The organism is Bradyrhizobium sp. USDA 4506 (assembly GCF_054058795.1).
In genome coordinates this window covers 3008211-3020543 of record NZ_JBSSBM010000002.1, presented here as the reverse complement: position 1 = coordinate 3020543, position 12333 = coordinate 3008211, and the positions used below count along the sequence as shown (strand labels likewise).

General features: G+C 64.7%; 13 protein-coding genes. 9 read left to right on the top strand and 4 right to left on the bottom strand.

The features are described from left to right. Positions 1–77 precede the first annotated feature (77 nt). A protein-coding gene (locus ACVIHF_RS16365) for an IS5 family transposase (protein ID WP_256558577.1) occupies positions 78–835 on the top strand; the annotation gives its coding sequence in 2 pieces (ribosomal slippage) (positions 78–414 and positions 414–835; 759 coding nt in all). Between the two features lie 13 nt (positions 836–848). Here ACVIHF_RS16365 and ACVIHF_RS16360 read toward each other — a convergent pair. Beyond that, positions 849–1814: an IS481 family transposase gene (locus ACVIHF_RS16360; RefSeq protein ID WP_456792294.1), complete on the bottom strand. Its 966-nt coding sequence runs from the start codon at positions 1812–1814 to the stop codon at positions 849–851. 76 nt (positions 1815–1890) lie between these two features. Beyond that, entirely contained in the window at positions 1891–2214 is a 324-nt protein-coding gene (locus ACVIHF_RS16355; RefSeq protein ID WP_253608479.1) for a KTSC domain-containing protein, read from the bottom strand. A 147-nt stretch (positions 2215–2361) separates the two neighbouring features. Here ACVIHF_RS16355 and lpxA point away from each other — a divergent pair, with 147 nt between their 5' ends. The 5 genes from lpxA to ACVIHF_RS16330 all read left to right on the top strand — a co-directional run bounded on the left by lpxA (position 2362) and on the right by ACVIHF_RS16330 (position 6447). Continuing rightward, positions 2362–3156 carry an acyl-ACP--UDP-N-acetylglucosamine O-acyltransferase gene (gene lpxA / locus ACVIHF_RS16350; RefSeq protein ID WP_028334015.1) on the top strand — a complete coding sequence of 265 codons (795 nt, stop codon included), beginning with the start codon at positions 2362–2364 and terminating at the stop codon, positions 3154–3156. 19 nt (positions 3157–3175) lie between these two features. After that, positions 3176–4033, top strand: a complete 858-nt coding sequence (locus tag ACVIHF_RS16345) for an LpxI family protein (RefSeq protein WP_253608480.1) — start codon at positions 3176–3178, stop codon at positions 4031–4033. Further along, positions 4033–5211, top strand: a complete 1179-nt coding sequence (gene lpxB / locus ACVIHF_RS16340) for a lipid-A-disaccharide synthase (protein WP_253608481.1) — start codon at positions 4033–4035, stop codon at positions 5209–5211. Before ACVIHF_RS16345 ends, lpxB begins: the two co-directional genes overlap by 1 nt. A gap of 114 nt (positions 5212–5325) precedes the next feature. Beyond that, the gene (locus tag ACVIHF_RS16335; RefSeq protein WP_456792293.1) at positions 5326–5985 is read left to right on the top strand and encodes an SRPBCC family protein; all 660 of its coding nucleotides are present in this window, start codon (positions 5326–5328) and stop codon (positions 5983–5985) included. 93 nt (positions 5986–6078) lie between these two features. Then, positions 6079–6447, top strand: a complete 369-nt coding sequence (locus tag ACVIHF_RS16330) for an ArsR/SmtB family transcription factor (RefSeq protein ID WP_246786912.1) — start codon at positions 6079–6081, stop codon at positions 6445–6447. A gap of 34 nt (positions 6448–6481) precedes the next feature. On the opposite strand, the gene gltA is transcribed toward ACVIHF_RS16330, so the two are convergent. Together gltA and gltX are read right to left on the bottom strand one after the other, a co-directional pair. Next, entirely contained in the window at positions 6482–7783 is a 1302-nt protein-coding gene (gene gltA, locus ACVIHF_RS16325; RefSeq protein ID WP_092077397.1) for a citrate synthase, read from the bottom strand. 160 nt (positions 7784–7943) lie between these two features. Further along, a complete protein-coding gene (gltX, locus tag ACVIHF_RS16320) occupies positions 7944–9365 on the bottom strand; it encodes a glutamate--tRNA ligase (RefSeq protein ID WP_456792292.1) in 1422 nt (473 codons plus the stop codon). A 177-nt stretch (positions 9366–9542) separates the two neighbouring features. On the opposite strand from gltX, the gene ACVIHF_RS16315 reads away from it, so the two are divergent. The 3 genes from ACVIHF_RS16315 to ACVIHF_RS16305 all read left to right on the top strand — a co-directional run bounded on the left by ACVIHF_RS16315 (position 9543) and on the right by ACVIHF_RS16305 (position 12304). Then, the gene (locus ACVIHF_RS16315) at positions 9543–11222 is read left to right on the top strand and encodes a glutamine--tRNA ligase/YqeY domain fusion protein (RefSeq protein WP_253608486.1); all 1680 of its coding nucleotides are present in this window, start codon (positions 9543–9545) and stop codon (positions 11220–11222) included. A gap of 44 nt (positions 11223–11266) precedes the next feature. Further along, the gene (locus ACVIHF_RS16310; RefSeq protein ID WP_253608487.1) at positions 11267–11653 is read left to right on the top strand and encodes a YybH family protein; all 387 of its coding nucleotides are present in this window, start codon (positions 11267–11269) and stop codon (positions 11651–11653) included. A gap of 288 nt (positions 11654–11941) precedes the next feature. Further along, positions 11942–12304 carry an SPW repeat domain-containing protein gene (locus tag ACVIHF_RS16305; RefSeq protein WP_225647504.1) on the top strand — a complete coding sequence of 121 codons (363 nt, stop codon included), beginning with the start codon at positions 11942–11944 and terminating at the stop codon, positions 12302–12304. Positions 12305–12333 lie beyond the last annotated feature (29 nt).

Genomic DNA, 12333 nt, shown 5'->3' with positions numbered 1-12333 from the left:
CAATCCACATTCAGGATTCCCATAGCTGAATGATGCTGAATCAATGCGTTCCGGACGTTTTGATTCGGAGCGTGCTGATGGGTGTGAAGCGCTATGAGCTAAGTGATGCGCAATGGGCTCGGATTGCGCCTCTGCTGCCAGGCAAGGTGGGCGATCCCGGCCGCAGCGGTGTCGACAATCGCCTGTTCGTGAACGGGGTTTTGTGGGTTCTGCGGTCCGGCGCCTACTGGCAGCACCTGCCGGAGCGCTACGGCAAGTGGAAGAGCGTACACGCGCGTTTCACCCGCTGGGCCAAGGCTGGCGTTTGGGAGAAGGTGTTTGCCGAGCTGATCAAGGATCGCGACAACAAATACCTGATGCTCGACACCACTCTGGTTCGTGTCCACCAGCAGGCTGCGAGCGGAAAAGGGGGGCCAAAACTCAGGAACTGGGGCGTTCCCGAGGTGGTTTGACCACCAAGATCCACATGCTCTGCGACAGCCTCGGTCGGCCGCTGCGCTTCATGCTCACCGCCGGACAACGACACGACAACCTCACCGCAAAAGCCCTGCTCGAAGGCTTCAAGGCCGAGGCCGTGTTGGCCGATAAGGCCTACGACAACAATGATCTACGCACGACCATCGCGGACATGAACGCCGAAGCGGTAATCCCCTCAACCCGCTCTCGTAAGATCCCCATCCCGCATGACGAGACGATCTACAAGCTACGCAACCGCATCGAGCGTTGCTTCAACAAGCTCAAACACTTCCGCCGCTTTGCCACGCGATATGACCGACGAGCAGACTACTTCCTCGCATTCGTCCACCTCGCCGCAATCTGCATTTGGCTCCGCTGAATGTGGATTCGTCCTAGTTGTTCAGTCCCGAGGTCAAGTGGATGGGATCGATCCTGAAGCGGTTTGGTTCGTCGGCCCATGCTTTGCAGATAGCTTCATAGGGCGTGAGACCACGCAGGGTCTTAAGGCGTCTGGCGAAGTTGTAAGCATCAAGGAAGGCAGCGAGGTGATCTTCCAATTGCTCGTGGGTCTCGTAGTGGTATCGCCGGACGGTTGCCTCCTTGAGCGTGCGGTTCATTCTCTCGACCTGACCGTTAGTCCAAGGATGATTGGGCTTGGTCAGGCGATGCTCGATGCTGTGTCCCAGGCAGGCCCGGTCGAAGGGATGGCCGCGCCAGCTTGCAGTGGCGCCATCACGATTCTTAGGCAGGTCGGCGAACTGGATACCGTTGTCGGTCAGTACAGTGTGGATCCGGAAAGGGACGGCCGCCACCAGTTCTTCGAGGAAGGCCCTGGCTGCTGCACCCGTGGCCTTCTTCACCAGCCGGGCGAAGGCGTATTTGGCGGTCCGGTCCACCGCCACGAAGAGATAGAGTTTGCCTTCCTCGGTGCGGACCTCAGCGATATCGATGTGGAAGTAGCCAATGGCGTAGCGCTTGAAGGGTTGCCTGGCGGGCTTGTCGCCGGCGATCTCGGGTAAGCGGCTGATCCCGTGACGTTGCAGGCAGCGGTGCAAGGACGAGCGCGTGAGATGCGGGATCGTCGCCTGCAGCGCATAGAGACAGTCATCCAAAGGCAGGAGCGTGTGCTTGCGGAAGGCGACGACCATCGCCTCTTCCTCGGCAGAAAGCACGGTCGAGCGCACGGTCTTTGGCCCCATCGGCGCATCGTGGACAAAGGTGCGCTTACGCCACTTGGCGACCGTCTTTTGGTTGAGCCCGTGCTGGGCGGCTAGCTCTTTGAGCGGAGCCTTCGATCGCTGTATTGCCGCTCGGATCGCGTGCGTGGTCGTGGCGCTGCCATGGAGTATCTGGCCCATAGGTCCTCCCGGAATGAAGGACCAGTTTGGCTGATTCCCCCACACTCCGGGACCAGACACCTAGTCCGCGCCGGGCTCACGACGTTGTGCAGGTGTAGCGGCCGTCCGCGCCCGCGATCCGCAGGACGCGATTGAGGAAGATGCCCATCGACGGTGCGTTCATCAGCGCGTCGTAGGTTTCGGCAGGGACGCCGCAATAGTGCTGGTAGCTGCCTCTGACCGCGACCAGCAGCGCGCGTTGATCCGTGCTGTAGCAGACCCGCTGGACGATCGTGCTCCGGTTGATGTCGTGGCATTCGAAGCTCGAGAGATCGACCGCCGTGCTGTTGCCGAGATCGACCGTCTCCGGGCCGACTGGCGCAGAGAGCAGGCTGAGGATCAGCGCGGCGGCCCGGACCATGGATCGGTTGCGACCTTCTCTTGCAACAGGCCGTCATCATACGTCACTGGACAGGGCAGGCAAAGTCGCGCTAACGACCGCCCAAATCGACAGCCTGGCGCCTCGATAGCACCTTGGCGCCATTAACGAATTCCGGACCGAAACTTCATGAGCATGATCGACCCGACTGCGCGGATTGCCGATGGCGCTGTGATCGGGGCCGGCACCGAGATCGGTCCGTACTGCATCGTCGGCCCCAATGTCGTGCTCGGCGAGAACTGCAAGCTGATCGCGCATGTCACGATCAGCGGGCATACCAGGATCGGCGCCGGCTGCATCATCTCGCCGTTCGCAGCGCTCGGCGGGCCGCCGCAGGATCTCAGCTATCGCGGCGAGCCGACCCGCCTCGAAGTCGGCGAAGCCTGCACCATCCGCGAGGGCGTGACGATGAATGTCGGCACGGTCAAGGGCGGTGGGCTCACCCGCGTCGGCGATCGCGGCTTCTTCATGAACAACAGCCATGTCGGCCATGACTGCATGGTCGGCAATGGCGTGATCTTCGCGACGTCGGCGACGCTCGGCGGCCACTGCGAGATCGGCGACTTCGTCTATATCGGCGGGCTGTCGGCTGTGCACCAGTTCACCCGCGTCGGCTCGCAGGTGATGATCGGCGGCGTCTGCGGCGTGCGTGGCGACATCATCCCGTTCGGCCTCGCCAACGGTCAGTACGCGGTTCTCGAAGGACTCAACATCATCGGCATGCGGCGCCGCCAGTTCACCAAGGCGCGGCTGGCGACGGTGCGCGCGTTCTATCAAAAGCTGTTCCACGGTCCCGGCATCTTCGCCGAGCGGCTGGCCTCGGTGCAGCCGCTGGCGGGCGAGGATCCCGCGATTGCGGAAATCCTGGCCTTCATCGAGGGCGGCAAGCTGCGCCCGCTCTGCCTTCCCGCCGATACCAATTGAGCAGGGGATGGCCGCCAGCATGACGTCAGCGGCTCCCTCGCTTTCCTCGCCGGTCGGCGTCATCGCCGGCGGCGGCGCCATGCCGTTCGCGGTCGCCGAGTCCCTGGTTGCGCGCGGCATCACACCGGTGCTGTTCGCGCTGCGCGGCGCCTGCGATCCGGCGCGCGCGCAGCGGTTTCGTCACCGCTGGATCTCGGTCGGCCAGCTCGGGCGGGCGACCCGGCTGTTCCGCGACGAAGGCTGCCGCGATCTGATCTTCATCGGCACCCTGGTGCGGCCCGCGCTGTCGGAGATCCGGCTCGACTGGGGCACGCTGCGCCTGCTCGGCCACGTCGTGCGCGCATTTCGCGGCGGCGACGATCATTTGCTGTCGAGCGTTGGCCGCATCCTCGAGCAGCAGGGCTTCCGCATGGTCGGGATCAAGGATGTCGCGCCCGATCTGTTGATGCCGGAGGGCGCCGTGACGCGCGCGGCGCCCGACAGCACGGCGCTCGCCGACATCGCGCGCGGACGCGGCGTGCTTGACGCGCTCGGCCCGTTCGACATCGGTCAGGCGGCCGTGGTGATCGACGGTCATGTGGTGGCGGTCGAGGATATCGAGGGTACCGACGGGCTGCTCGCGCGCGTCGCGCGGCTGCGCGCCGAGGGTCGCATTCGCGCCAAGGCCGGCCGCGGCGTACTGGTGAAGGCGCCAAAGAGCCGGCAGGATCTGCGCTTCGATCTGCCGACCATCGGCCCGCGGACGGTCGAGGGCGCGGCAGCAGCGGGCATCGCCGGCATCGCCGTGATCGCTGGCAACACGCTGGCCGCCGAGCCGCAGGCCCTGGTCGAGGCCGCCGACGCTAAGGGGCTGTTTGTCATCGGGCTGGCGGGCTGATGCAGGTGCGCAGCCCCAGCACCGCTCGCAAGATCTTCCTCATCGCCACCGAGGAATCCGGCGACCGCCTCGGCGCGGCGCTGATGCAGGTGCTGCGCCAGCGGCTCGGCGATGCCGTGCAGTTTTCCGGCGTCGGCGGCCGGGCGATGACTGCTCAGGGTATCGCCCCGCTGTTTCCGATCGAAGAGCTCTCGATCATCGGCTTTGCCGCCGTTGTGAAGCAATTGCCGAAAATCCTGCGATTGATCCGGCGCACCGCCGATGCCGTGCTCGCCGACGCGCCTGACATGCTCGTCATCATCGACAGCCCCGATTTCACCCACCGCGTCGCCCGTCGCGTCCGCGCCCGCAACCCGAACATTCCGATCGTCGATTACGTGTCGCCGTCGGTCTGGGCGTGGCGGCCGGGCAGGGCGCGCGCGATGCGGGGCTATGTCGATCACGTGCTCGCGCTGCTGCCGTTCGAGCCGGAGGAATATCGCAAGCTGCAGGGACCGCCGTGCAGCTATGTCGGCCACCCCCTGACCGAGCAGCTCGCCTCGCTGCGGCCGAACGAGGACGAGCAGAAGCGGCGCGATGCGCAGCCTCCGGTGCTGCTGGTGCTGCCCGGAAGCCGGCGCAGCGAGATCAGGCATCATCTGGCGCTGTTCGGCACGGCGCTCGGCCAGCTCAACAAGCAAACGCCGTTCGAGCTCGTGCTTCCCACCATGCCGCATCTCGAGGCGATAGTGCGCGAGGGAGTCGCGTCGTGGCCGGTGGTGCCGCGGCTCGCGATCGGCGAGACCGAGAAGCGCGCCGCGTTCCGTGTCGCCCGCGCTGCGCTCGCGAAGTCGGGCACGGTGACGCTGGAGCTCGCGCTGTCAGGGATTCCCATGGTGACGGCCTATCGCGTCGGCGCCGCCGAGGCGTTCATCCTGCGCCGGGCGATCCGGGTCTCCTCGGTGATCCTCGCCAATCTCGTGATCGGCAGCGATATCATTCCCGAGTTCCTGCAGGAGGACTGCACGCCGGACAAGCTCGCAGCGGCGCTGGGCGACGTGCTTGCGGATACGCCCGATCGTCTGCGGCAGCTCGTGGGATTCGCGACGATGGACGGGAAGATGTCGACCGGCGACCAGCCGCCGAGCGTCCGCGCCGCCGACATCGTGCTGGCGGAAATGGGCCGCCGTTCGACCTAACCAATCGATCGTGTCCTCGTTCTGTAGCGACATCCCGCCGCGACGATCCCGCTTGCGCCAGATATTTAGACCGTACTAATATTAGCAATAGCTAATATTAGTACGGAGCCTGCCATGAACATCGACCCGGTCGCCTATGTCGAAGCCGTCGTTCGCGAAGTCGCGTTCCGGGAACGCGACGGCAAGCCGGCGCGGGCGGTGATCGCGGCCCGCAGCTACGACACCGACATCGCCGATCTCTGGGATGTGCTGACCAACCCCGAACGCATTCCGCGCTGGTTCCTGCCGATCTCGGGCGACCTGAGGCTTGGCGGCCGCTATCAGTTCCAGGGCCATGCGGGCGGCGAGATCACGGCGTGTGAGCCGCCGCGCCGGCTTGCCGTCACGTGGGAGTCCATGGGCACGGTCAGCTGGGTTACCGTGACGCTGGCCGAGAACGGTCCGGACGCCACGCGCCTGGAATTGGAACACCTCTCGGTGATCGAGGGCGACTTCTGGGACCGCTACGGGGCCGGTGCGGTCGGCGTCGGCTGGGATCTCGCGCTGCTTGGGCTCGCGCTCTATCTGGCCATGCCGCCCGGCGAGGAATTCGACCGCGCCGCCGCGTCCGCCTGGCCAGCCACCGACGACGGCAAGGAATTCATCCGCCGCGCCAGCGAGGACTGGTGCAGGGCCTCGATCGCGGCGGGCACCGAGGAGGCTGCGGCGCGCAGATCGGCCGCAAACACCACGGCGGCCTATTGCGGCGAGCCGGAGCCGGGGAGCGGAGGCTAGAGCATGATCCGGAAAAGTGTGAAGCGGTTTTCCCTCGCGACAAACGCGAAGCGTTTGCGCGGAGATCATGCTCAAACGAAGGGCTAAAGCGGGATGACGATGCAGTCTCATCGCGCTTTAGCGACCTTGCACGCCTTCGACATCCTCGGCGATCCCGTCCGCCGGCGCATCCTGGAACTGCTTGCGACCGGCGAGCACAGTTCGGGCGACGTCGTTGCGGTCGTGCAGCGCGAGTTCGGCATCACCCAGTCGGCGGTGTCGCAGCAGCTGCGGATCTTGCGGGACGCCGGTTTCGCGTCGGTGCGCGCCGAGGGCACGCGCCGCATCTATGCGGTCGAGCCGGCGCGGCTGCGCGAGGTCGACGACTGGCTCGACCGGTTCAGGGCGTTCTGGCTGCCGCGCCTTGACGCGATCGCGACCGAAGTTGCGCGGGGCAAACGAAAACGGCGCCATCAGGAATGATGGCGCCGTCCCGGATTCTCTTCAGCGATGCAGCTTACTTGCGCTTGTCGATCTGCACATAGTCGCGGCGCGCGACGCCGGTGTAGAGCTGGCGCGGACGGCCGATCTTCTGCTGCGGGTCCTCGATCATCTCGCTCCACTGGCTGATCCAGCCGACGGTGCGGGCGACCGCGAACAACACGGTGAACATCGAGACCGGGAAGCCCATCGCCTTCAGCGTGATGCCCGAATAGAAGTCGACGTTCGGGTAGAGCTTGCGATCGATGAAGTAGGGATCGCTGAGCGCGATCTTCTCGAGCTCCATCGCGACCTTTAGCATCGGATCGTCGCCGTGGCCGGTCTCCTTCAGCACCGCGTGACACATCTTCTGCATGATCTTTGCGCGCGGATCGTAGTTCTTGTAGACGCGGTGGCCGAAGCCCATCAGGCGAACTTCGCTGTTCTTGTCCTTCACCTTGGCGATGAAGTCCGGAATGTTTTCGACCTTGCCGATGTCGTAGAGCATGTTGAGCGCGGCCTCGTTGGCGCCGCCATGCGCCGGGCCCCACAGGCAGGCGATGCCGGCCGCGATGCAGGCGAACGGGTTGGCGCCCGAGGAGCCGGCGATGCGCACCGTCGAGGTCGAGGCGTTCTGCTCGTGGTCGGCGTGCAGGATGAAGATCTTGTCGAGCGCGTCGGCGAGCACCGGGTTGATCTTGTAGTCCTCGCAGGGCACCGCGAAGCACATGTTGAGGAAGTTCTCGGCAAACGAGAGCGAGTTCTTCGGATAGATGAAGGGCTGGCCGACGGTGTACTTGTAGGCCATCGCCGCCAGCGTCGGCACCTTCGCGATCATGCGCATCGAGGCGATCATGCGCTGGCGCGGATCGTTGATGTCGGTGGAGTCGTGATAGAACGCGGCCAGTGCGCCGACCGCGGCGACCATGATCGCCATCGGATGAGCGTCGCGGCGGAAGCCCTGGAAGAACCGCGCCATCTGCTCATGCACCATCGTGTGATGGATCACGCGATGGTCGAAGTCCTTCTTCTGCGCCGGGGTCGGAAGATCCCCGTACAGCAGCAGGTAGCAGGTCTCGAGGAAGTCGCCGTGCTCGGCGAGCTGCTCGATCGGATAGCCGCGGTATTCGAGCACGCCGGCGTCGCCGTCGATGTAGGTGATCTTCGACTGGCAGCTGCCGGTCGAGGTGAAGCCGGGGTCGTAGGTGAACACCCCGGCCTGGCCGTAGAGCTTGGCGATGTCGATGACATCAGGCCCAACCGTGCCGCTCAGGATCGGGAAATCGTAGTTCTTGTTGCCGATGGTGAGTGTGGCTGTCTTGCTGGATTTTGCGTCCATCGTGATATCCCCGATGAATTCGTTGCGAAAACCGACCTTGCCCAGTCGCTAAATTGCGGCCCATGGCGGGGCGGAACGGCTTGTGGAGAAAGCGTCCGGGATTGGGTAGCTCATTGCCATGTGCGCTGCAAGATGGACCCTGGAGGGGGTCCATGCAGGATCACGCCGCCTGATCGGCAAGGCGGGCAAGGCACTCCTGGCGTCCCAGCACGGCCAGCACGTCGAATATGCCCGGCGACGTCGTACGCCCCGTCAGCGCCACCCGCAGCGGCTGGGCGACGGCGCCGAGTTTCAGGTTGTTCTGCTCGGCGAAATTCCGCATCGCGGTCTCGGTGGTTTCCGCCGTCCAGTCGTTGACGGCTTCCAGCGCGGTGCGCAGGCGGCCGATCAACGCGCGCGTTTCCGGCGTCAGCAGCGCCACAGCTTTCGGATCGAGCGCGAGCGGACGATCGGCGAAGATGAAGTAGGCGCCCGAGATCAGCTCGATCAGCGTCTTGGCGCGCTCCTTCAGGCTCGGCATCGCCCGCAGCAATTGCGCGCGGGTGGTGTCGTTGAGCTTGGCCTTCAGCGCGGCGCCCTCGGGAACATAATCCAGCACGCTCTCGAACTGGGTCACGAGGGATTGATCGTCGCTCTGCCGGATATAGTGACCGTTGAGGTTTTCCAGCTTGGCGAAATCGAACCGCGCCGCAGAACGGCCGATGCCCGAGAGGTCGAACGCGTCGATCATCTCCTGGGTCGAGAAGATCTCCTGATCGCCATGGCTCCAGCCGAGCCGGACGAGATAGTTGCGCAAGGCGGCCGGCAGGTAGCCGAGGGCGCGGTAGGCGTCGACGCCGAGCGCGCCATGGCGCTTCGACAGTTTCGAGCCGTCGGGACCGTGGATCAGCGGAATGTGGGACATGCTCGGCAGTTCCCACTCCAGCGCGTCGTAGATCTGCTTCTGACGCGCGGCGTTGATCAGGTGGTCGTCGCCACGGATGATGTGAGTGACGCCCATATCGTGGTCGTCGACCACGACCGCGAGCATATAGGTCGGGGTGCCGTCGCCGCGCAGCAGGACGAGGTCGTCGAGGTTCTCGTTCTGCCAGACCACGCGGCCCTGCACCTGGTCCTCGATCACGGTTTCGCCGGTCTGCGGCGCCTTGAGGCGGATCGTCGGCTTGATGCCGGCGGGCGCGGTGGCCGGATCGCGGTCGCGCCACATGCCGTCATAGAGGCGGGTGCGGCCCTCGGCGCGCGCCTTCTCGCGCATCGCGGTGAGCTCTTCCGGCGAGGCATAGCAGTAATAGGCGCGCCCGGCGGCGAGCAGGCTCTCGGCGACCTCGCGATGGCGGGCTGCGCGGCTGAACTGGTAGATGACCTCGCCGTCCCAATCGAGCTCGAGCCACTTCAGGCCGTCCAGGATGGCGTCGATCGCCTCCTTGGTCGAGCGTTCGCGGTCGGTGTCCTCGATCCGGAGCAGCATCTTGCCGCCGAGTTTCCTGGCATAGAGCCAGTTGAACAGCACGGTGCGGGCACCTCCGATATGGAGGAAGCCGGTCGGTGAGGGGGCGAAGCGGGTAACGACGGGTTTGTTCATGATCGAGCGAGACGTATGCTGAGACGGCGGTGGTGTATATCAGGAACCGGACATAACTAAACCCCCGGCTGACCTTTTGCCCACCAAACCAGGCCTCAAACCAGACTTGAAACCAGGCTTGGCCGGACGGCACGAATTTGGCAGAAGGTTGAGCCGACTCCTCCAGGGAACCCTTTGATGACGACTGATACGACGGCAGAGGCAGGGCGCGACTTCATCCGCGACATCGTCCAGGCCGATCTCTCCTCCCACAAGCACAACCGGATCGTGACCCGTTTTCCGCCGGAGCCGAACGGCTACCTGCATATCGGCCACGCCAAGTCGATCGCCCTGAATTTCGGCATCGCGCAGGAGTTCGGCGGCCAGTGCAATTTGCGCTTCGACGACACCAATCCGACCAAGGAGGAGCAGGAGTACATCGACTCCATCCAGGCCGACGTCCATTGGCTCGGCTATGACTGGGGAGCCAACCTGTTCTATGCGTCGGACTATTTCGAGCGCCTGTACGATTGGGCCGAGGGTCTGATCAAGGCCGGCTATGCCTATGTCGACGATCAGTCCCAGGAGGAAATCCGGCTGTCTCGCGGCACGCTGACCGAGCCCGGCAAGAACTCGCCGTTCCGCGACCGCTCGGTCGAGGAGAACCTCGATCTGTTCCGCCGCATGAAGGCCGGTGAGTTCTCGAACGGCGCCCGCGTGCTGCGCGCCAAGATCGACATGGCCGCCGGCAACATCAATCTGCGCGATCCGGTGCTCTACCGCATTCTGCACGCCCATCATCCGCGCACCGGGGAAAAGTGGTCGATCTATCCGAGCTACGACTACGCGCACGGCCAGTCGGACGCGATCGAGGGCATCACCCATTCAATCTGTACGCTGGAGTTCGAGGATCACCGCCCGCTCTATGAGTGGCTGCTCGACAAGCTGCCGGTGCCCTCGAAGCCGCGCCAGTACGAAATGGCACGGCTGAACCTGACCTATACGCTGCTGTCCAAGCGCGTGCTGACCCAGCTCGTCCGTGACGGCCACGTCTCGGGCTGGGACGATCCGCGCATGCCGACCATTGCCGGCTTGAAGCGGCGCGGCGTGCCGCCGGCCGCGGTGCGCGAATTCATCAAGCGCATCGGCGTCGCCAAGGCCAACAGCGTGGTCGATGTCGGCATGCTCGAATTCTGCATCCGCGAGGAGCTGAACCGCACGGCGCTGCGCCGGATGGCGGTGCTGCGGCCGCTCAAGGTGGTGATCGAGAATTATCCGGAAGGGCAGGTCGAGGAGATCGAGGCGATCAACCATCCCGACAATCCGGAAGCCGGCACCCGCAAGATCGCGTTCGGACGCGAGCTCTATATCGAGCGCGACGACTTCATGGAGAATCCGCCGAAGAAATTCTACCGCCTCTCGCCCGGCAACGAGGTGCGGCTGCGCTACGCCTACTTCATCAAGTGCACCGGCGTGGTGAAGAACGACGCCGGCGAGATCGTCGAACTCCGCGCGACCTACGATCCCTTGACCAAGGGCGGCAATGCGCCCGACGGCCGCAAGGTCAAGGCGACGATGCACTGGTTGCCGGCGGCGCAGTCGAAGCCGGCGGAGATCCGCATCTACAACCAGCTGTTCGCCAATCCGAGCCCGAACGCGGCCGATTTCGCCGCCGACCTCAATCCGCAGTCGCTCGAAGTGCTGAAGGATGCGCGCGTCGAGCCGGCGATCGCCGAGAGCAATTCACCCGATCCGGTGCAATTCGAGCGGCAGGGCTATTTCGTGCGCGACGCGGATTCGACGCCGGACCGGCTGGTGTTCAACCGCACCATCGGCCTGCGCGACACCTTCGCCAAGGAAGTCGGCGGCAAGGGCTAGCCGAGAGGAAGCGCGTCCCGCGCGGACAAGCGGACGGGGGATCGATGCCTGATGAATCCGACGAGATCGTCTCCGCCATCATCGCCAGATGGTCGGCGGGTTTCAGCAGGCTCGATGCGAATGCGTTAAGCGCGCTCTATTCGAAGAGCGCGTTCTTCTTCGGCTCGAACCCGACGCTGTATCGCGGCCGCGACGGCGTCAAAGCCTACTTTGACGGTCTGCCGCGCTGGCACGCGCCGCGCGTTCAGTTCAGCGATGTCAGGGCAGAGCGGGTCAACGCCGATCTCGTCAACATGGCGGGCATCGCGTCATTCGTCCTCGACGGAGATGCGCCCTCGCTCGCCGTCAAGATCACCTGGGTGATCGCGCGCGAGGACGGCGACTGGAAGATCGTCTGCCACCACGTCTCGTCGCAGACGCCGCTGATCTAGGCTCAGCGCTGGAGCTGACGAAAAAAGTCGAGGGCCGGCCGGGCCCTCGTAGTCAGGGAGGGTGCGCGGGGCCGGGCGCCTCGCGGCTGCACCCAACTCGCAGGCTATCCGGATCGCGCTGCATTGCGAGGAGGGACCAAGGTCGTAGGCTGCGGAGCGCGGCTTCGGGGCGCCCGGACGGCAGCATGGTCGTCGGCTCGCGGATCAGCAGCGGCAACACATCGCAGGTCGGACAGATGCTTTTTTGTCCGCGCCGCACCATATCTTCGGAAGAAGGAGGTGAGGATCATGCGCATTCAACACTGGCAGGATGCTGCCAGCCTGTTGGTAGGCGCCTGGCTGGTCGCATCGCCGTTTGCACTGGGCTTTTCCGGGGCAGCTCTCTGGATCTCCATCGCGCTCGGATTGGGCGTCGTGCTGTTCGCCCTGGAGGCATTCATCATTCCGTCCTATCTGGAGGAATGGGGCGAGATGCTGATGGGGTTGGCTCTGGTGGTCGCACCCTGGACGTTCAACTACCAGCAGGGATCGGTCACGACGAGCAGCGTGCTCGCCGGGGTCGCGGTGATCGTGCTCGCGTGCTGGGAGCTGACGATGGATCGTGATTTCGCCACCTGGTGGCACGATCGCTGGCATCACCGAGCTGGCTGAGAGGAAGCTGACTGAGACGTTGGCCTGAC

Excerpts from the sequence above, each read along its gene's own strand:
- lpxB (WP_253608481.1), top strand. The coding sequence starts at position 4,033 with ATGCAGGTGCGCAGCCCCAGCACCGCTCGCAAGATCTTCCTCATCGCC.
- ACVIHF_RS16355 (WP_253608479.1), bottom strand. The coding sequence starts at position 2,214 with ATGGTCCGGGCCGCCGCGCTGATCCTCAGCCTGCTCTCTGCGCCAGTC.
- gltX (WP_456792292.1), bottom strand. The coding sequence starts at position 9,365 with ATGAACAAACCCGTCGTTACCCGCTTCGCCCCCTCACCGACCGGCTTC.
- ACVIHF_RS16310 (WP_253608487.1), top strand. The coding sequence starts at position 11,267 with ATGCCTGATGAATCCGACGAGATCGTCTCCGCCATCATCGCCAGATGG.
- ACVIHF_RS16315 (WP_253608486.1), top strand. The coding sequence starts at position 9,543 with ATGACGACTGATACGACGGCAGAGGCAGGGCGCGACTTCATCCGCGAC.
- ACVIHF_RS16360 (WP_456792294.1), bottom strand. The coding sequence starts at position 1,814 with ATGGGCCAGATACTCCATGGCAGCGCCACGACCACGCACGCGATCCGA.
- gltA (WP_092077397.1), bottom strand. The coding sequence starts at position 7,783 with ATGGACGCAAAATCCAGCAAGACAGCCACACTCACCATCGGCAACAAG.
- ACVIHF_RS16305 (WP_225647504.1), top strand. The coding sequence starts at position 11,942 with ATGCGCATTCAACACTGGCAGGATGCTGCCAGCCTGTTGGTAGGCGCC.
- ACVIHF_RS16345 (WP_253608480.1), top strand. The coding sequence starts at position 3,176 with ATGACGTCAGCGGCTCCCTCGCTTTCCTCGCCGGTCGGCGTCATCGCC.
- lpxA (WP_028334015.1), top strand. The coding sequence starts at position 2,362 with ATGAGCATGATCGACCCGACTGCGCGGATTGCCGATGGCGCTGTGATC.
- ACVIHF_RS16335 (WP_456792293.1), top strand. The coding sequence starts at position 5,326 with ATGAACATCGACCCGGTCGCCTATGTCGAAGCCGTCGTTCGCGAAGTC.
- ACVIHF_RS16330 (WP_246786912.1), top strand. The coding sequence starts at position 6,079 with ATGACGATGCAGTCTCATCGCGCTTTAGCGACCTTGCACGCCTTCGAC.